17 protein-coding genes are annotated in these 20650 nt (G+C 38.5%); 4 read left to right on the top strand and 13 right to left on the bottom strand.

Annotation, left to right across the window (positions count from 1 at the left end; all coding sequences use genetic code 11):
* Position 1: 1 nt before the first annotated feature.
* The 7 genes from lacZ to NST91_RS03975 all read right to left on the bottom strand — a co-directional run bounded on the left by lacZ (position 2) and on the right by NST91_RS03975 (position 11107).
* Positions 2-3067 (bottom strand): beta-galactosidase, LacZ type, encoded by a 3066-nt coding sequence (gene lacZ / locus NST91_RS04005; protein ID WP_503421001.1) that lies wholly within the window; start codon positions 3065-3067, stop codon positions 2-4.
* 488 nt (positions 3068-3555) lie between these two features.
* Complete coding sequence (locus tag NST91_RS04000) at positions 3556-4380, bottom strand: carbohydrate ABC transporter permease (RefSeq protein ID WP_341330116.1); 825 nt, start codon at positions 4378-4380, stop codon at positions 3556-3558.
* On the bottom strand, positions 4373-5299 hold the full coding sequence (locus tag NST91_RS03995; RefSeq protein WP_445724505.1) for a carbohydrate ABC transporter permease: 927 nt from the start codon (positions 5297-5299) through the stop codon (positions 4373-4375). The genes NST91_RS04000 and NST91_RS03995 overlap by 8 nt, the downstream gene beginning before the upstream one ends.
* Before the next feature lie 110 nt (positions 5300-5409).
* Positions 5410-6696: an ABC transporter substrate-binding protein gene (locus NST91_RS03990; protein ID WP_341330115.1), complete on the bottom strand. Its 1287-nt coding sequence runs from the start codon at positions 6694-6696 to the stop codon at positions 5410-5412.
* Positions 6697-6875: 179 nt separating this feature from the next.
* The gene (locus NST91_RS03985) at positions 6876-8627 is read right to left on the bottom strand and encodes a sensor histidine kinase (protein ID WP_341330114.1); all 1752 of its coding nucleotides are present in this window, start codon (positions 8625-8627) and stop codon (positions 6876-6878) included.
* A 7-nt stretch (positions 8628-8634) separates the two neighbouring features.
* Complete coding sequence (locus NST91_RS03980; protein WP_341330113.1) at positions 8635-10176, bottom strand: response regulator; 1542 nt, start codon at positions 10174-10176, stop codon at positions 8635-8637.
* A gap of 52 nt (positions 10177-10228) precedes the next feature.
* Positions 10229-11107, bottom strand: coding sequence for a LysR family transcriptional regulator (locus tag NST91_RS03975; RefSeq protein ID WP_341330112.1), 879 nt, complete (start codon positions 11105-11107; stop codon positions 10229-10231).
* A 381-nt stretch (positions 11108-11488) separates the two neighbouring features.
* On the opposite strand from NST91_RS03975, the gene NST91_RS03970 reads away from it, so the two are divergent.
* The 4 genes from NST91_RS03970 to NST91_RS03955 all read left to right on the top strand — a co-directional run bounded on the left by NST91_RS03970 (position 11489) and on the right by NST91_RS03955 (position 15945).
* Positions 11489-12808, top strand: coding sequence for a GntP family permease (locus tag NST91_RS03970; RefSeq protein ID WP_341330111.1), 1320 nt, complete (start codon positions 11489-11491; stop codon positions 12806-12808).
* 74 nt (positions 12809-12882) lie between these two features.
* Positions 12883-13731, top strand: a complete 849-nt coding sequence (locus NST91_RS03965) for an NAD(P)-dependent oxidoreductase (RefSeq protein WP_341333483.1) — start codon at positions 12883-12885, stop codon at positions 13729-13731.
* Positions 13732-14050: 319 nt separating this feature from the next.
* A complete protein-coding gene (locus NST91_RS03960) occupies positions 14051-15190 on the top strand; it encodes a YibE/F family protein (RefSeq protein ID WP_440272865.1) in 1140 nt (379 codons plus the stop codon).
* Entirely contained in the window at positions 15187-15945 is a 759-nt protein-coding gene (locus NST91_RS03955; RefSeq protein WP_341330110.1) for a YibE/F family protein, read from the top strand. The genes NST91_RS03960 and NST91_RS03955 overlap by 4 nt, the downstream gene beginning before the upstream one ends.
* Positions 15946-16010: 65 nt before the next feature.
* Here NST91_RS03955 and NST91_RS03950 read toward each other — a convergent pair whose 3' ends face one another.
* The 6 genes from NST91_RS03950 to NST91_RS03925 form a co-directional block, all read right to left on the bottom strand.
* Positions 16011-16376, bottom strand: a complete 366-nt coding sequence (locus NST91_RS03950; protein ID WP_341330109.1) for a metal-dependent transcriptional regulator — start codon at positions 16374-16376, stop codon at positions 16011-16013.
* Positions 16377-16397: 21 nt separating this feature from the next.
* Positions 16398-16544 carry a hypothetical protein gene (locus NST91_RS03945; RefSeq protein ID WP_341330108.1) on the bottom strand — a complete coding sequence of 49 codons (147 nt, stop codon included), beginning with the start codon at positions 16542-16544 and terminating at the stop codon, positions 16398-16400.
* Between the two features lie 86 nt (positions 16545-16630).
* Positions 16631-17527: a metal ABC transporter permease gene (locus NST91_RS03940; RefSeq protein ID WP_341330107.1), complete on the bottom strand. Its 897-nt coding sequence runs from the start codon at positions 17525-17527 to the stop codon at positions 16631-16633.
* Positions 17524-18444 (bottom strand): metal ABC transporter permease, encoded by a 921-nt coding sequence (locus tag NST91_RS03935; protein WP_341330106.1) that lies wholly within the window; start codon positions 18442-18444, stop codon positions 17524-17526. The genes NST91_RS03940 and NST91_RS03935 overlap by 4 nt, the downstream gene beginning before the upstream one ends.
* A complete protein-coding gene (locus tag NST91_RS03930) occupies positions 18422-19177 on the bottom strand; it encodes a metal ABC transporter ATP-binding protein (protein WP_341330105.1) in 756 nt (251 codons plus the stop codon). Before NST91_RS03930 ends, NST91_RS03935 begins: the two co-directional genes overlap by 23 nt.
* Positions 19174-20133 carry a metal ABC transporter solute-binding protein, Zn/Mn family gene (locus tag NST91_RS03925; RefSeq protein ID WP_341330104.1) on the bottom strand — a complete coding sequence of 320 codons (960 nt, stop codon included), beginning with the start codon at positions 20131-20133 and terminating at the stop codon, positions 19174-19176. Before NST91_RS03925 ends, NST91_RS03930 begins: the two co-directional genes overlap by 4 nt.
* Positions 20134-20650 lie beyond the last annotated feature (517 nt).

Below are 20650 nucleotides of genomic sequence, written 5' to 3'. Positions count from 1 at the left end.
TCTAGATCGGACTAATCGTAAATTCAAATTCCATGTCTTCGTTTGGATTTAGCAGGTATTCTGGGTAAACAGGTGCTCCCCAGCTGTCATCTCCTCCAACGCCCATTTGTTTGCATGCTACCGTTACAACTGTGTAATGAACATTTGGCAGTTCATAATGATGGGCAGCATTTTCTAGTTCAAACGCCGTGTAAGGTGAGAAATTACATTCTACTGGACGGGAAGTAGATGCAATTTTAATTCCTTTTCCTTCACGGTTGGTTAGGTTTACCCAACGTACTCCCGTGCGATTGCCAGACTCTTGCGGTTTTACATATCCAGACAAGTTGTCTGCAACTGTATTTTTAAATACCCCGAGCCTTGCGCCAGTTGAGCGGTCTGAATAATTTTCTTCTGGCCCCATCGCGTACCACTCTAATTGGTCATAATCAGCAGAAACCTTAAATGAGAGTGCAAAGATTGGCATTTGCGGAAGGTTGTCAGCGCCATGATAGTTTGATTTTACACGAACACTTCCATCTGCAAATACAGTAAACGTATTTTTCACTTCAATTTCCGAATGGACCGAGAAATTATAGGTAAAAGTAACCTCGATACGGTCCTCTTTTTCCTCTACATCCCAGCCAATCGATTTACGAGCTAGACTAGCTGCATACCAGCATCCTGATGTAAACCCTTGAGAATATCCTCTGTCATTGTCGGTTGTTGCTCTCCAGAATAGTGGAAGTAGTGGTGCCTCAATCATCTCTCTACCTCCATATTTCATTGAAATCAGACTACCCGCCTTGCGACAGAACATGATTGTAAAATCAGTACCATGTATACCAACATTCTGTGTTCCGTATGCCACTCGTAGATTCCCGTTAGGAGTGTTAGCAATCTGTTTTTTCTCTTCAAACACATATTGGTCAAAAGCAATCTCATAACCAGCATCTGCCCAAATCTCTTCTTCTTTCAGTTTAAAAGATGTATGGATGACATACTCCCCTGCTTCATCAAGTAATTCAGATGGCCAACTAAATTCAATTCGGCCCTCACTTTGTGCAGGAATCACCACTGTTTGTTTCTGATTACGATACAATTCCTTTCCATCTAAGAATAAAACGTATTCTAGTTCATATTTTGATGTATCTTCAAAAAGATTTTCATTTATAATCGTTACGCTTGTTTTATCCACAATAAGTTTTATATTTTGATAGAGATATTTTACTTCTTGCATCTTTGGTGATAGCTCGCGATTGGCATAGACAATGCCATTCGTACAGAATCCGTAATCAGTAGGGCGATCACCGAAATCTCCTCCAGTTGCAAGAAAATCCTGACCATAGCGGTCCTTTTTCACCAAGGATTGGTCAATATAATCCCAAATAAATCCACCTTGGTACATCTCATATTTATTTTCAAGAGCCGTGTATTTGTCCATGCCCCCGAGGGAATTACCCATCGCATGCATATACTCACAGCTTATATAAGGCTTTTCAGGATTGTCAGTTAAATATTCCTCAATATCTGCAGGCTTTGCGTACATCCGGCTTTCCATATCGCTTGTGTCATTGTAGTCACGATTATGGAACACACCCTCATAGTGGACAAGTCGACTTGGGTCAACAGATTTAAAGTAATGTGTAACATTTAAAATAACTTCTCCTGCATAGGACTCGTTCCCACATGACCAAATCAAGACGGACGGGTGGTTTTTGTCTCTCTCTAGCATTGAAACGGCTCGATCTAAGACAATATCATTCCATTCTGGCTTGTTTCCAGGAATATTCCAAGATGGTTCAACCTGCCCCATCTTCTGCCAGGATCCATGTGTTTCCAAATTCATTTCATCAATCACATAGATTCCGTATTCATCACATAACTCATACCAATAGCTTTGATTTGGATAATGGGAGGTACGAACGGCATTGATATTGTGTTGTTTCATTGTTTTAATATCCCAAAGCATGTCTTCCTTAGTAATCGCACGGCCACTACGATGGTTAAATTCATGACGATTGACACCCTTGAACACAATTCTTTCGCCATTGAGTCGCATGATTTTATCCACAATCTCAAACTTACGGAATCCAACCTTTTGTGGAGTAACCTCAATAAGCTCACCTGAAGCGTCATAGATTTGGAGATAAAGTTTATACAAATACGGGTTTTCCGCACTCCACAACGTTGGAGCTTCTACTTCCATCTCTACTGAACCCTTTTCATCCGTAAGTGCACTACTTGTTTTTACTACTCTGTTTCCTTCTTTATCACAAAGCTCAGCTACAATTTCGGAGCCAACTGGGAGATTTGGGAGAAGCTTAAAACCTACTTTTAGCTCTGCCTTTTTAAAAGATAAATCAAGTTCGGTATGAATGTGGATATCCTGTGCATGAATTTTAGGTACGGTATATAGATAGACATCCCTAAAAATACCGGAAAATCTCCAAAAGTCCTGATCCTCTAACCAGCTTCCCGTGCTACGTTGAAACACCTCAACTGCCAGTTTATTTTCACCTTCTTTTATAAAAGGAGTTAATTCAAACTCAGCTGGTGTGAAACTGTCTTCGCTATACCCAACAAATTCCCCATTCAACCAAACGTAGAAAGCGGATTCTACACCTTGAAAAGAAATATACACAGGTTTGTTTTCCATATTCTCTGGTACTTTAAAGTACTTCACATAGCTGCCAACAGGGTTAAAATCCGTTGGGATTTCTGGAGGGCGTATATCTTGATGTCCATCCCACGGATAAATTGTATTCACATATTGCGGCGTTCCATAACCTTGTAATTGAATGTGGCCTGGAACGGTAATATCTCCCCAGGCCGAGCACTCAAAGTCCGTTTCGTAAAAGCGTTCGGGTCTTGAATCAGGGTTGATTGAATAATGGAATTTCCAATTTCCGTTCATGTCGTAACGCATCTTCATTGCAGATGCATCTTTCGCTTCCTCCATTGTTTCATAGTAAACATGGTCAGAATGAGCAGGTATTCGGTTCACTGCAAACACATTTACATCCGTTAGCCAATCGATACTTGGAGTTTGGACTCGTTTTGTTTCTTGAATTTGAGTATTCGCCATCATCATATTCTTCCTTTCTATTCATCTACCAAATGGTGTTTGTTATTGACTGTTTTCTCGAGCATTGTTGCTATTGGTAAAGCCATTATTTAATCACGATGAGTATTACGTTCAGTGATTGGAGCATATGGCACAAGATCCTCGCAAATGCTGGCATTTTCTTCGTGCGGTGTAGTTCCAAGGCAGCAATTTCAACGTCCAGCGGGAATTGAGAGCCAAGCAAGACCACTTAGTGAGGTAGCGACTTCTCCAGTTGCAGCCGCTAGAAACTCGAGAAATTTCAACTCCTCCTTCAGAGGCAAAATACGCCTCTTTGACGGAGTCTCCGACGCACAGGACGTGGCGCTTTAGTCGGCCAATTTACTCGTTTCTTTGCAAGCCGCCTCCACATTTCGTTGAGGAGGCTTGCCGATCGCCCGCGGAAAGCGAGTGCCATTAGCGGCAATCACCCTGCATTAAAAGCAACAATCTTTTAGAAAGAAGCCCAGTTATTTTACCGATCCCATCATTCCTGCTACGAAATGCTTTTGAAGTAGGAAGAAGATGAGTGCTGTTGGTAATGTTGCAATCACAATTGTTGTCATAATCATCCCGAAATCAGGTGCATGGCTCGAACCAAGATTCGAAATAAGCAATGGAATCGTATGGTTTTCAGGTGACTGTAGTACAACGAGTGGCCACAGATAATTGTTCCAACTTGCCATAAACGTAATGATAGCTGCTGCCGCATAGGTTGTTTTCATCGTAGGTACATAGATCCGGAAGAATACACCAAGCTCTGTTAAACCATCGATTCGTCCCGCCTCTAGGAGCGCTCTTGGAAACATCTTTGTATTCTGTCTGAAGAAAAAGATCAGAAATGCTGTTGTAATACTTGGCAACATAGCAGCAGTTAATGTATCAATCCCAATCCCAGGTGCATATTGAGAAATAGTCCCAAACATCCGGAAGAGCGGAATCATCAGCGCTGCAAAAGGAATCATCATCGAAAGAAGCAAGATATTAAAAACTACATCTTTTGCCTTACTTCGGTAGATTTCAAAGCCATATCCTGCTAGTGATGCAATGACAAGGGATAAAACGGTCGTTGCGATTGAGATGATGGCTGAATTCATTAGCGCAGGAACAAGGTTGACCGAATTTAATAGGTTCTGGAAGTTTTCCATCAAATGTGTTCCAGGCAATAACCTCCCATTTGTTACATCAACAGATTTATTTGTCGCACTAACAATCATCCATAGAAACGGAAAAATAGAGATGACTGTAAAAATAGATAGAATAATATAAACGAAAGACTGTTTTATTTTATGCATTTTTATCACCTGCTACTTTGAACTGAATGATCGAGAAGAAAATGATCATAATCACGATTGCATATGACACAGTCGCAGCATAGCCAAAATCAGGAGTATATTTAAATGAGAGGTCATAAATATACTGAGAGATTGTTAATGTTGCATTACCAGGTCCACCCTTTGTTATGTTCATTACTTCATCAAATAATTGAAGCGTACCAATGGTTGATGTGATGGATGTAAATAAAATAATCGGCTTTAGCATTGGAATTGTGATTTTAAAGAATTGTTGAAAAGCATTTGCACCATCAATTTTTGCTGCTTCATATATTGAGTTATCCACATTTTGCAAAGCAGATAGATAAAAAATCATATTATAGCCTGTCCAGCGCCATGTGATGGCGATAATAATCGTTACCTTTGCCCAAAAAGGATCTGTGAGCCATTGAATCGGTTCTGCGATCAGCGAGAGATTGATCAGCATTTTATTAATAATGCCATCTGTACTAAATAAATATTTGAATACGACCGAATACGCGACAAGTGACGTAATACAAGGTAAAAAGATGGCCGTACGAAAGAATCCTTTTAGCTTCAGATTTTTATTATTTAACATCACCGATAAAAACAATGCCAGAATGATCATGACAGGTACTTGGATGATCAGGTAGATTACTGTATTTTTCACTGCCGTTATAAACGTCGGGTCCGTAAATAGCCGCTTGTAATTTTCGAAACCTACAAACTGTAGATTTGTGCCAGCACCCGATTGAAAAGAAAGAATAAGTGCTTGGACCATTGGATAGAAGTAAAATATACAGATCATAGCCGTTGCTATTGTGATAAACGACCAGCCTATTAGCCCATTTTTAAACCGGAGTTTGTTGTTATATTTTCTTGGTTTCGTCTCTATGTTCTGCTTCGTAGTTGCTTGTATCACTTCTCTCAACTCCCTACTAATCTATATAAGAATAGCCTCGGAAGAGCCCACCATTATTCTGTACAGGTGAAGCCGGTGAGTTCCGAGGACTATTAAATTCGAATCTATTATTTGATTTGTGTTTCCGCTTGTTGTTGTGCATCTTCTAGTACTGTGTCTAAGTTTTGTCCATTCAAATAATTTTGCATGGCCACAATTAAAATACTTTCAATCGCATATGTGTGCATCCCATAGTTAACTTGCGGAATTTCTTCAGCCCATTTCGAAAAATCGGAGACAATAGATTGACCACCAAAGAATTCATCTGTTATCTGATAGGCTTCTCCTTCTGTAGCCGGGATATAAGTACCGATTACCCCGATTTCAGTTACTAATTTTTGATACAAATCTACATTCGAGCCAAATGTCTTTGTAAGGAAATCAACTGCGTTCTCTTTACCTGGAACATTTAGAACATACCACGATGCACCACCTAGGTTAGATGCATTTACAGATTCAATGCCTGGAAGAGTTGGATGAGGTACTACAGCCCACTTACCAGATTGAGAGCTTTCGGCTTTGATGGAAGGAGTAATCCAGTTTCCAGTCGTTACTGTCGCAACTTCTCCACCGTTAAATGTAGCCAAGAATTGATTCCAGTCTGAGTGAAAATTCATTAGGTCGTTCTCAACAAGTTCTTTATAAATCTCAAATGACTTTTTAAGAGCCTTATTATCAGCTATATGTGGCGTAGTCCCATCTTCCTTGACGTACCACTCACCTGCTGACTGAATCATGGTATGAATAATTCCTAACTCATTTGGGTCAAGCGTAAGTAATCTCTTCCCTGTTGCTTCTTTTACTTTCTTACCAATTTCAATGTATTCTTTCCAATCGATGTTTTGTAAGTCTTCAACCGTATAACCCGCTTCTGCTAAGTAATCTGTTCTCACGTATAATCCAGTTACTCCTGAGTCAAATGGAAGACCGTAGTTTTCGTCATTTACACTCGTTGCTTCAACTTTATATGGAACAAAATCTTCTGTTTTATAAGTTCCAGTGAGTGGATGGAACATGTCTGGATAAGCTTGTAAAAAACTTTGTGCACGATAATCCTCAATTAATACGATATTTGGCAATCCTTTCGTTGTCCCAGAACTTAAGCTCGTATTCAGCTTTTGCACAATGTCATCCTGTGCATTTTCAATAATCTTGATGTTAACGTCTGGATTTTCAGCTGAATACGCTTCTTTTGCTAATTCAATTGCTTTAATGTTAAAGTTTGGATCCCATGCCCAAACAGTAACCTCATTTGAATCTGAGTTTCCCTCTGGTTCAGTACTATTCGAAGACCCCGAAGAACACGCAGCCAACAAAAGCATGCTAACCATTAATAGTGCAATTACTTTCTTCATGTTTGAATCCCCCTTAAGAATGTCAGTTAATGTAAGCGTTGTCCTCCTTACATTTTCAATGTTATCATCACGTAGCGCGTAAGAGTTAGGACGATATTTTTGTAAATTTGTGATATTTTTGTATGTTGGTTACGCTTCCATTTGCTGACTTAGATTATCTTTAGGTTTTGTGAATTTTTTTAGCTCTTTTGTATTGGAAGTGTGATACGAACCTTTGTCCCTTCTCCGAGATTACTTGAGATCGTCACACCATAGTCTTCTCCATATAATAGCCGGATGCGTTCGTTAACATTCCGAACACCGATCCCACTGAACATATGTTGTTTGCGCTTCGTATCCGGAAGTATATTATCGGTAGACACTTCCATACCGTCACCATTATCTAGGATCTCACATATGAGGGTATCCTCTTCTTTCCAAACGAGAACATTAATGGTCCCACCACTCTTTTTATTGAAGCCATGGAAAAAGGAATTTTCAATAAATGGTTGTAAAATGAGTTTCGGAATTTGGACATCATTGCTCTCCGGTCCGATAAAATAATTTACTCGAATTCGCTCACCATATCGTTTCTGATTAATAAAGACATAGCTTTTTAAATTATCTATTTCTTGGTCCACAGTGATTGTTTCACTAATATTGCCAATGGTATTTTGGAGAAGAGAGATTAGCGCATTGACTGTTTCGGTTGCTTCTTCTTTTCCACCTTGCTGCACCATGAACTTGATTGAAGTTAACGTATTATATAAAAAATGTGGATTGATTTGTTGCTGGAGTGCCGCTAACTCTGCATTTCGTTTCTGTTTTTGGCTCAGCACAAGCTGGTCTACATACTCATGAAGCTCATCAAGCATTGAATTGAAGGCTTGACCAATTTGTCGTGTTTCATACGTACCCGTTACCGGTATATAGTGATCAAAATCATTTTTTGGGGTATTTTCAATTTGCTTTACGAGTTTTGTCAACGAATTTGTCAACCTTCTTGAGGCAAAAAACACAATGATAATCGCTAGGATCATAAATAGTACGCTGATCATGACAATTGATTTTTTATCAATGATATCCTTAAATGCTGTTTGTTTATCAATTAAATTGACCAGATACAAATTCATGGTAGGGCTAAATTCTGACATAATAATATGATCTTTCCCCTTAAAATCTGTATCCATATAATTCTTTTGTTGATCCTCTAATTGGATGGCATAATTAAGGAGTTCTACTTCTTTTTTTCCAATGAACTCCTCCCGATTACTAGATAAAATGGTCCCCGACGGATCCATCACTAGCACGTCATTTCCTAAACTAGTATAGCTACTATAAAACTTTCGAAAATCTTCTTCTAGAATCGTAAAGTACATGGAACCATAAATATAGTTTGACGTACGTTCCATAAATGCCTTTGATGCAATAATGAATTGATCATCCTTTTGTTGTTCAAGATGATAAAGCAGTTTTTTAGGCTGTTTTAGTGTAGCCGTAGTAATGAAGTGATCCTGCAATCTTTCATCCGACAAGGCCCATGCAGGTCGATCCGTTGCATAACTAACACCATTTAAACCATGGACCAAAATGCTTACATTATAAGCTTCTACACTTGATTCTATCGTTTCCAATTGTGAATTTACTTGATAATAATAGCTGCCCAACATACGATTTGAGTGATTACCTGTGAGAAAACTCTTAACCGTTCCGTTTTGCAAAAGTTTATTCGAAGCAATCACAATCGAATAATGAAAAGTACCTAAGCTCTCCTTTATCTGGTCCATCACCTTGCTATTGTTAAAACTAAACCGCTCGACAAAAAACTTCTCTGACATTCGGAAAGTGGTCCATGATATCAATGAGGAAACCGTAACAATGATAACGATGGTAAGAAGAAACATTTTATAAAACAGACTATTATGTTTAAATCCATTACGTAAAATTCTCATGTACATCTCATCTCTTTTTTCGTCTAAATTTACTAGGTGACATTCCGTGTACCTTTTTAAAAACTTTACAGAAATAACTATGATCCGAATAACCAACCATTCCACTAATTTCTGAAATGGGTGCTGTATCCTTTAGCAGGAGCTGTGAAGCTTTTTCAATTCGAACTTTATTCAAATATTCAATAAATCCTTCTTTATTATGAGTCGAAAAATAGCTGGACAAATACGAAGGATTAAAATGGAAATGTTCGGCTACACCAGCAAGGCTTAGTGGTTCCGCATAATGTTCTTCAATATATTGCAGGATTTTTTTCATATTCAAATTAATCGGTTGATTCTTCTCCGATTGTAGGCATTTGTTTACTTGTTCAATAAAAGTTAGTAGAATTTCGACTGTTTCAGTAGATGATTGAGCCTCATTAATTGATCTGAAATATTCATACTTGGCATTCTCTATCTCCGTGAAATCGTACTCCGAATTACCTAGAAGAACGGTAATGTGAAAGATGATATGTTCAAAGAATGATTTAAACTCAAATACATCTGTTGTATAGCTTGTAGAAAATGAAGTTACATAATCCTGCAAATAGCTGAAAGCATCTTGGAAACGTTCTTGCTTACATTCGTTTGTGAACCAGTCTATCTTAAAAGGTTCAATGTTAGGAATGTCTCTTTGTAAATCTTGCTCCCGTAAAAGAGGGATGTCCGGAAAATAAAATCGATATTGCATTAATTTTGAAACCTTCTCACGATAAATGAGTCCAATCTGTGAGAAGTTTACGAACGGATCACTTAGAACAAAGCCTGAATCCGTTTGGCTTTCTGCCACCATGTATGCAAACTCAACGACCCTTTGGGTGTGGTCTTTATTTATATTCAGAAGAATGACGGTTTCAACTTTAGTAAAGGGAATCAGGTGATAGATTCCTTGGTCTACAAAAGATGCAAACTGTCCGGTGATACGATCCTGTATTTGGCTGCGTTCAACCCTTGGAAGGTTCCCACTAAAAACAACGCCTAATAGATAGAAACTGTCATAAGGAAACACCCTAGCTATCAGTTCGGTATCGTAATCTGTTTCATACCCCGACATGATCTTATCAATAACATGATCGATCGATATGTGATCCTGTTGTTTTGACTCAGATGTATCTGCAGAGGGTATTCTGCTTACTGCTTTATTTAGCACGATTAATAGTGAATTAGCATCCAGCTTGGGCTTTAGTATATAATCAACAACTCCGCTTTGAAAGCTAGACCGAACATAATCAAACTCTCCGAAACTACTTAATACGATGATTTCAATCTCTGGATATTTTGACTTAACGATTCTGGTCAATTCTTCTCCGTCCATGATTGGCATGACAATATCAGTTATGACGATCTGGGGCTGTGTTTGTTCTATGATTTCAAGTGCTTCCTTTCCATTCGAAGCTTCTCCCACAATTTGAAAACCTTCCTGCTCCCAATTCACATAATGTTTGATTCCCTGTCTAATTAAGACTTCATCATCAACAATCACTATCTTACACAATTCCTTTGTTACCATTTGTTGTCACCCTATTTGCAAATTTTTAATACCTATTATACACGTCTATGTCTTATCTCCCTCGCGAACAAATATATGAAACCATTTCCTTTGCTGCATAAGAAACATACTTGTCTTTTTTTAATATAATTCCTATCTTCCAGATAATAGTTGGTTCAATCGGAATCGCTTTAATGAGACTTTGGTCTACTCTTTTCGCAAGGGATTGAGGAAATATCGAAACGCCCAGATTCTGCTTCACCATCTCCGTAATAAAGTCCCAATACGTACTTTGGTACGTAACATTGGGGCGGAACCCGGCTTTTAAGCATTCCTGCAGAACTTGCTGATAGAGAGTGGAATCATCTTGAAAATGGACAACTGATTCATCCTTTATGTCGATTATAGACACCTTTTCTCTAGTAGCAAGAGGATGAGAAGAATGAACAAATAACATCATCTCCTCCACTACTATAGGAATCACATCAAATTCATCTTCCTCTACAGGTAATGGGGCCACACCTAAATCAAGTATCCCTTCTTTTACCGAATCCTTTATTTTTAGTGCACCATTTTCAACTAGTTGGATCGAGATATCAGGATGTAAATCTCGAAATCCTTTTATAATTTTTGGGAAGAACAAATATCCAATAAGAGGAGGCACCCCAATTTTCAGCTTTCCTTTTTTCAAATTCATCATGTCATTTAAGAGCGAAGATAAATCATCTATCTTCTCTAAAATCTTTTTTCCTTCCTCAAATACAATTTCTCCTGCAACGGTTAACTCGATCCTCTTCGCTGTCCGATCAATTAGTTCCACTTTCAACTCATCTTCAAGATTTCTTACCATTTTACTAATGGTCGGTTGCGTTAAGCAAAGGACTTGAGCTGCACGAGTAAAGCTCTTTTGCTTTGCCACTTCAATAAAATAATATAATTGCTTCGTATCCATTGTTCGACTCCTTTATAGATAGTGTTCATGACTGGTAACGTTATTATTCATTTTAGCTATATGTAGAATTTTGTACAAATTTTCGAAGATGTTGCAAACCGAAGGCGTATCGGGCTAAGTGTTGAATCATAGATAAAATGCATAGGTTTTATAATTAATATTCATTTTACTTATGACTTTATATCGGTTACATTATTAATTGTTAGGGTAATAATATCTTGAATTAAAGATTCTTTAATTCAGTGTTTATTGTTTTTCTATAATTACTTGATTGTACTTATTGAGGGGGGTGGGGGTGTTGATAGAGATTCACATTGATTCAAATTGATGTAAACGTTACTTCTAAAGACTTAACAGCATGAAATAAAGGGGAAAATTAAAATGGATATATTAGGTATATTGGGGATCTTATTAGGTATCGTCACAATCGTTCTCTTTATTATTAAAAAGTTCAATATCATCGTTGCCGCACCTATAGCGACGATTGTCGTGTTGCTTTTTAACGACGTACCGATACTCGAAACTGTATTTGGCAAGGAAAACTCGTATATGACGTCTCTTGCTGGGTTTATTGCATCCAATTTCGCCATTTTCTTATTAGGTTCTATCCTAGCGAAGTACATGGATAAAAGTGGGGCAACGGTTTCAATTGCAAATAAAGTATTGTCTGTAGTAGGAACCAAAAATCCGTACAACGCATTAGTGGCATTGTTTATTATTTCTGCTTTGCTTACGTACGGTGGTATTAATGTATTCGTGATTATCTTTGCATTAATTCCAATGGCGAAACCAATCTTTAGACAACTAAATCTTTCGTGGAAATTAGTTACCATACCCGTATTTGGTGGTACTTCAACATTCACAATGACGATGTTGCCAGGGGCACCTTCATTACACAATGTTGTTCCTTCAACGGCTTTAGGTACTACATTAACGGCTGCGCCGGTTATTGGAATTGTTACTTCCATCGTAGCCATAATATTTATTCTAATTTTTATGAAATTCTCGTTGTCCAGAAGTTTAAAGAAAAACGAAACATTTAATGTAGATGAGAAGGTTGAAAGTGGTAATGAGGCATCTAAACGTGACCTCCCACCATTCACTTTCAGTTTACTTCCTATTATCGTGTTATTGGGCATCATATTAGTATTTAGTTCTGTAAGTAACATCATTATTGTCGCTCTTATTGCTGCGATTGTGTTGAGCGCTTTATTATTCCGCAAACAAATTGCACAACAAAAAGATGTATTAAATCAGGGTGCTAACGAATCGTTATCTTCCACAATTACTACTGGTAGTACGATTGCGTTTGGTAGCATTGCAACAAGTGTTCCTGCATTTAAGGGCGTATTCCAATTGATTCAATCGATTCCTGGACCTCCAATACTTTCATTAATGATTGGGACAGGTCTTATCGGGGGTATTACTGCTTCAGCGGTTGGTGCAATCGGAATTTCTGTTGCGAATTTTGCCCCTATTTATTTGGAAATGGGACTAGACCCTGAAACAGTTCACCGCGCAATCGCAATCGGTTCTGGAGCACTATCAATTGTCCCTTACTCTGGATTCTTGATTATCTTTAACAATATAACTGGTTTAACAATGAAAGACACTTTCAAAAATGGATTTATCAGTATTAGTGTTACCCACTGGATTGCAATGGCAGTTATTGTCATCATGACAATCTTAGGATTAGCTTAAGTTGAATGAATCTTTGCAAAGACGTGACAAGAAGGACTTTATTTTAGAGTGCTTTTTGTAATAAAAAAAATCATCTGGAGGAATTGATCATGAGTAAAAAAATTGGATTTGTTGGATTAGGAACAATGGGCTTCCCAATGGCAGTTAACTTAAAGAAAGCTGGGTTTGAAGTTATCGGTTATGATGCATTTAAAGGTGTTTATGAGAAAGCAGAAGCTGCTGGATTTACTATGGTTGATACGTTAAAAGAAGTGGCGGAACTAGCCGACGAAGCAATTATCTCAATGGTACGTGACTATGCGCAAAATGTTGATGTAATCTTCAGTGAAAATGGTCTATTATCTGCACAGCCAAAAAATAAAACAGTCATTGTTATGAGTACACTTGATCCTCAAACAATGAATGAATTAGGTGAAAAAGTTGAAAGTGAAAGTGATTTGTCATTAATTTCAGCAGCAGTAAGTGGAGGTCGTTCAGGTGCAGAAGCTGGAACACTATCCATTATGACAGCTGGGAATGAAGAGATTGTAAAGTCTTTCCACCCATACTTTGACGCAATCGGCTCTAACACATTCTACTACGGCAGCGAGCCAGGTAACAGCCAAGTAGCAAAATTAGTGAATAACATGATTCTAGGCGTGAACATGAATGCAGTGGCTGAAGGACTTAAATTAGGTAAACATTATAACTTACCTGAAGAAGAAATCTTAAACCTATTAAAAGTAAGTACTGGTGATAGCTGGGTCGTTAGAAATTGGAGCGATGTATCTGAGTGGACAGCAGAAACTGCATTATCCGTTCTACTTAAAGACTTAATTGCTACTTACAACCAAGGCATTAAACATAATGTATCTATGCCGTTCAATGCCTTATCTTCTACACAATTATTTGACTCTATGGGTAAAGAAAAACCAAAAGCGTAATTTAGTTAGTCGGCCTTCCGGTGAATCGGAAGGCTTTTTTTGTGGCTACAAATTTTGTTTGGTCCGATATAATAGTGTTTTGGTCCGATATAGTAAGATTTATGTCCGATAAAATTCAGCACTTGTCCGATATCCTGCCAGCATTGTCCGATCTTTACGGAGTTTTGTCCGATATCCTCTGATTCAGAAGTTAGTTCTCATGAACCCACTCCAATATCGTTTTAAAATCTGCCACTCTGTTCAACGAGAAATGGCCACTGGGACAGGTACCCCCTCTGTGCTATACTAGATTCCATATTATGGTTTGGAGGGTCTTTTTTTGAATTTGATCTTAAATTTTTTTAAAAAGATGACGTTACAACATAAGTTGTTTTACATTATCCTTCTCCTTTGTTTTCTAGCTAGCATTGTGTTTGTCTATAACAATTATACTTTTTATGAACGTCCGATTGTTAAAGTTATTGAAGTAAGTTTGGAAGATGAGACGGAAATGGAGGATGGGCTTGAGAACAAAGACACATTGTTCACCCAGCACATCATTGGGGAAATAAAAAATGGCGAAGAAAAAGGAAGCCTGATTCATCTTGAAAATGAATACTCCTCCTCAAAAGCGTACGATTACGAATTTCGTGTTGGGAATGAATTGTTTGTCACGATTGATGTGGATAACAAAGGGGATACAGAATTAACTGGCACAATCCTTGAAGTTAAACGTGATAAATATCTACTAATTGTTGCTTGGATTTTTATTTTTATTTTGCTTATTGTTGGGAAAAAGCAAGGGCTGTACTCTATTTTCAGCTTGGTAATCAACGCTCTCATTTTATCGTATGCCTTGGATCTTTATTTGGACAAACCGGACCGAAGTCTATTAATGATATGCAGTATAGGTATTATTTTCTTTACGGTCATATCACTGTTACTCGTCAATGGTTTTAATGAAAAAACGTATAGCGCGATTATCGCAACCCTACTTGGCACTTTTGTTTCTTTAGCCGTTGCGTATCTAGTAATATGGTTGACTGCCGGTGAAGGTCTCCGCTATGAAGAACTGCAATTTATCACACGCCCGTATAAAACAGTGTTTATGGCTGGGTTATTTATTGGTTCCCTTGGGGCTGTGATGGATGTAGCAATTACCATGTCTTCTTCAATCTTTAGTTTGTTTGAAAAAAATAATAAGATTTCCGTAAAAGCACTTGTGAAGTCTGGGTTGGAAATTGGGAGAGACATCATGGGAACGATGACAAATATTCTGTTTTTTGCATACATAAGTGGTTCGATCCCATTATTGATTCTATATTTTAAAAATGCATCTCCATTCGGTTTTACTCTGAACATGAATCTTTCGCTAGAACTAGCCCGTGCACTAGCTGGTGGGATCGGAATTGTATTAACCATTCCGATTGGGTTGTACACGACGATATTTTTCATTAGTAGAAAGAGGGCGAGATTATGAATGCTTTAGTCTTACTTGCCGCCATTTTATTTATCTTAATGGCTCTTATCGGTGGAAAAAAAGGGATACGGTCCTTTTTAGCATTGTTCTTTAATTTTGGTGTGCTCATGATTACCGTCATTTTTATGAATGATCCGAATCTGAATCCGATTTATCTAACCCTAATAGCATGTGTTGCAATAAGTGGTATTAATCTTTTTTATATCAATGAAGTAAATAGTAAAACAAAAACAGCCTTTATTTCTACGATAATCACAACGGTCATACTGCTGTTGTTTATTATCGTGATTACCGACAAAACAATGATTCAAGGGTTTGGAGAAGAAGAAATCGAAGAGCTTGGTATGTTCTCACTTTATATTGGAGTCGATTTTGTAAAAATTGCGGCTTCCGTCATCATAATGAGTACCATTGGCGCCATTACAGATGCAGCAATTGCAATCTCATCGCCTATGCGTGAAATTTATTTCCATAATCCGAATCTAAGCCGCAAGGAATTATTTGCTTCTGGATTAAGCATAGGAAGGGATATCCTTGGTACAAGTACCAATACATTATTCTTCGCCTTCTTTGGAGGCTATCTTGCCCTATTAATTTGGTTTAAGGATTTACATTATTCAATGGGTGAAATCGTAAACTCAAAGATATTTAGCTCCGAAATGGTGACGATTCTTATTGCCGGAATTAGTGTAACGCTTGTTATTCCCATTACCGCATGGATTACGGCCTACTTCTTCGTGAAAAAAGCAAACTAAATTGTGGCGGGTCACAGGGACAGGTCCATAGTAACAACTGGGACAATGGACCTGTTCATCTGTCCCTAATCCCTTTTTGTTAGAAAGGCATCTAGTTTTTGGATGACGTCACTACTCATATAGGGCTCTATTTTTTTCACTTCTTCTTTAATGTTCTCTTCTTTTACTTCAATTAGTTGAAAGAACCGAGAAAGGACTTCGTGATTTACTGCCAATTGTTTGGCGAACTTTTCTCCTTTTTCTGTGAGGGTAATAATCCCATATCGTTGAAAATCAATCAGGCCCTCCTCCTTCAACTTCTTCGACATTTTTGACGCGGATGGAACGGAAACATTCAATGACTTTGCTAATTGAGAAACACGCGCGGAACCTTCCTCATTTAAATTCCAATATATCTCCACAAGATACTGTTCTTGCTTAGCTGAAAGCATCTATTCTTACACCACCTTGAATCAAATCATTTTTCTAGAGTTACCAGGTTTATCATGATAAACATTACCTGTGATTTGATTAAAAACGTCAGAATCAATCACACCTAAAGCTCTAAGAATAATAGAGTACTTTACAATCTTCGAATATATTCTTGGACTTCTTTGCATCTTTCTCACCCTCCTTCTTGGGTCACGGGGACAGGTCCCGTGTCCCACACCATTTTTTTCTAGATAAACTAGGCCAACGTAACCCTTTAATCACGAGGCAAGCTGGGACGAGGGACCTGTCCCTCTGTCCCAAATGTTTTAGAGAGAAGTCCGTGTCTAGGGGAGCAGATGAAACTGATGAGAAAGATCACACCTGTTGCAAAAGCCATGGAACCAGAAATGGATGTATCTATCCAGAGTGCAAAATAGTATCCCATTATTGCGGATATCACCCCGAAGGATGCACTTAGACCAATCATGACTAATAGTTTGTCAGTCCAAAGATAGGCGGATGCTGCTGGTGTGATGAGCATAGCCACGACCATGATGGCACCAACGGCATCAAAGGAAGCGACTGTCGTAATGGACACAAGCGTCATAAACAAATAATGCATCCCTAGTACTGGAATACCAATACTTGCTGCAAGAGACGGGTCAAAGGTTGTGAGCTTCCACTCCTTATAAAAGAGCCCGATAACCAATATAACGACAACTAGTACAACGAGTAACATAAGTGTTGCAAGAGGGATTTCTCCAAGTACAGGCACAAAAATTGTATTCCAAGGAACAAATGAGATTTCTCCCATCAATGCGTGCTGCACATCAAGATGCGCATTTCCAACCTTTGTCGCAATCAAAATAACACCAATCGCAAAAAGAGTTGTAAAAACGACGCCGATGGATGCATCCTGCCCCACGCCTTTTGAATGGAACCACTGTACTAAAAACGTCGTTATGATTCCTGTTATGGCAGCACCGATGACCATGTGAATTCCACTTAAGCTATGCGTAAGCAGGTAGGCCATCACAATCCCAAGCAACACGGTGTGACTTATCGCATCTGCCATCATTGCCATTTTTCGAAGGATGAGAAATACCCCCACGATTCCACAAGAAATACCAACTAGTGAAGCTGTTACAAGGATCCATGCTGTGTACGTCATGAATTTCCCTCCTTGACAATAGAGTTTGCAACCATCTGTTCATATACTTCTTTTCGTTTATTTCGTAACATCATAGATTCAACGATTAACCCTTTTTTAATTCCTAAAAATAAGGATACTAGAAAGATAGAACCTGATGTCACGACAATGAATGGCCCCGTTGGTAATCCAACTCCTAAAGCGCTAATTGTTGTTCCAACAGCACCTGAAATCCCACCGAAGATCCCTGATAACCACATCATGGTTTTGAATGAATGCGTCCAATATCGTGCACTGACAGGGGGAATGATTAATAATGCTGACATAAGAATGACACCAACCGCCTGAATTCCTACGACAACCGTGAGTACGAGTATTAATAAATAGATGATGTTCATCCCTTTTATGGATAGGTTGAGACCCTTTGCAAAGTTCGGGTCAAACAGAAACAGCTTCCATTCCTTAAAGCCAATTACAACTATAAAAATCACGGCAATTGCTAAAATTGACATGGTCATTACATCTGACGAGACCATCGAGGCAGCTTGCCCAAAGATAAAATTGTTTAAACCAGCCTGATTTCCTGTACTCGTCTTGTTCACAAGAGTCAAAAGAACAATTCCTCCGCCAAAAAACACGGCTAAAATCATCCCCATCGCTGTGTCTTCGGTGATACGAGTTGTTGATTTTATTAACATGATACAGAATGCCCCAAGTAGCGCACTAATAGAGGCTCCAATCATTAAAACAAACAAGTCTTTCACCTGAAATAGTAGAAAGATCAATACTACTCCAGGAAGAGCTGCATGTGAAAGTGCATCACTCATCAGACTTTGCTTTTTCCAATAAGCTAAACAACCAACCAATCCTGCAGCTATTCCAAGGAGCAATGTACTAAGCAAAACCCATTGAAAGTTACTTGAGAGTAGAATCGACAACGCCAACTCCCTCCTTTAACCATCGAATGGTTCCACCATAAGTTCTTTCTATATTTTCAGTTGTGAAGGTTGAAGTCACTTCACCGTGTGCGATTACAGAACGATTTAAAAATAAGACTTGATCAAAGTAATCTTCTACTGTCTGAAGATCATGATGAACAACGAGTACAGTTCTACCTTCATTTTTCAATTCGTTTAAAATCGTCATTATCGCTCTTTCTGTAGCTGCATCAACACCAGCAAGCGGTTCATCCATGAAATATAAATCTGCATCTTGGATCAAAGCCCTCGCTAAGAAGACCCGCTGCTGCTGTCCACCTGACAATTCACTAATTTGTCGATGTGCATAATCAGCCATCCCCACTTTATCCAATGCCTCAAGTGCCTTTACACGATGATGTTTGTTTGGCCACTTTACCCATCCGATTTGTCCGTACATCCCCATCATCACAACATCCAATGCATCCGTAGGAAAATCCCAATCCACAGATCCTCTTTGCGGTACGTACCCAACTCGTGCCTTTTCCTTTTTTAAAGTGGTTCCGAAAAAAGAAGTTGTACCTGTTAAACGTGGGTGAAGTTCAAGTAAAACTTTAATTAGTGTTGATTTCCCCGCTCCATTTGGACCGACGATGCTTGTTAGCGACCCTTGGTTGATTGTAAATGACACATCGTGTAAGACAGTATTCTTTCGATATGCAGCACTAAGCCCATCCACAGTTAATACACTCATTCGTTAACACTCCTAGTTAAGTTATCGTATACGGTATTTACATTGTGAAGATACATTCCTAGATAAGTACCTTCCTCAGTTCCATCCTGCCCCATCGCATCTGAGAAAAGCTCTCCTCCCAACGAAACATCTAGACCTTTTTTAGCGGCACCCTCAATTACTGCCTTGATCGAGTTTTGGTTGATACTACTTTCTACAAAGACAGACGGTACCTTTTTTTCAAGTAATAAATCAACTGTTGATTGGATATCAGATATTCCAACTTCATCCTCTGTACTTAAACCCTGCAAACCAACCACTTCAATGTCATACATGCGGCCAAAATAGCCAAATGCATCATGCGCAGTGACAAGGACACGTTGTTCTACTGGAATACTTGACATCTTCTTCGTTGCCTCTGCCTTTAGCTCATCGATTTTAGCAAAATAATCTTGTTTGTTTTCCTCAAAATAGTTGGCATTCTCTGGTGAGAGTTCTATTAAATTTTCTGTTGCACTTTCTAATGCTGTCTTCCAAAGGTCTAAGTCAAACCAAATATGCGGGTCAATTGCACCACCCTCATCCTTTAACAATTGACTTTCATCAATAGATTCTCCAATCGCAAATACTGGTTTTGTTTCTTTTAATTTGTCAAAAACTTCTCCTAAATTCCCTTCCAGGTGTAATCCATTGTAAAAAATGATATCTGCATTTTGTAGAGTGGCGATATCTCCCTGGGTAGCTTGATACAAATGCGGATCAACTCCAGGACCCATAAGACTTATAATTTCAACCCGGTCTCCACCAATGATTTGCATGGGTTCCCCTATTTGTGCAATCGTTGTGATAACTTGAATCTTTCCGCTTCCAGAATCTCCGTCATACGTTTGATTTGTTGTTGCATTACATCCAATAAGTACCCACGACATACATACTCCCAAAATAAATAGTCCGAAGATGGATTTTACTTTTTTCATTTTTCCCCCTCCTTGCATTAATGAAGAAATGTTGCACAAAGGAAACTTTTTGAGTAAAAAAAATAAGTTGTTCGACTTTCCTAACCGACAAAAAGTTTCCTTAAGGAAAAATTAACTCATTACAACCTATTCTGTCAAGATGAATTTTTAGAAAACTATAAAAATGGGCAAAAGCGGAAATTCCGCCGGACAAAGGGCAGGTTCCCTATCCCAGGCTAGGCTCGGGGAGGATGAGGTTATGGCGTTTATGAAGAACTTTTCTGTCGTGTTTTTTGCTCGATATGGTCTTCAACGGGCTTATGAAGGACTTTTCGACTGTCTTTTTCGCTCGAAGTGGTCTTCAGCAAGCTTATGAAGAACTTTTCAGGCATGTTTTGTGCCCGTTTTGATCTTCATCGGGCTTATGAAGGACTTTTCAGACGTGCATTTTGCTCAAAATGGTCTTCATCGAGTTTATGAAGAACTTTTCTGTCGTGTTTTTTGCTCGATATGGTCTTCAACGGGCTTATGAAGGACT

It is taken from the genome of Ferdinandcohnia sp. FSL W7-1320 (genome assembly GCF_038050315.1).
In the GTDB taxonomy this organism is placed as follows: domain Bacteria; phylum Bacillota; class Bacilli; order Bacillales; family Bacillaceae_L; genus Ferdinandcohnia; species Ferdinandcohnia aciditolerans.
The sequence above is the reverse complement of the archived record's forward strand: the minus strand, read 5'-3'. Positions and strand labels throughout refer to the sequence as shown.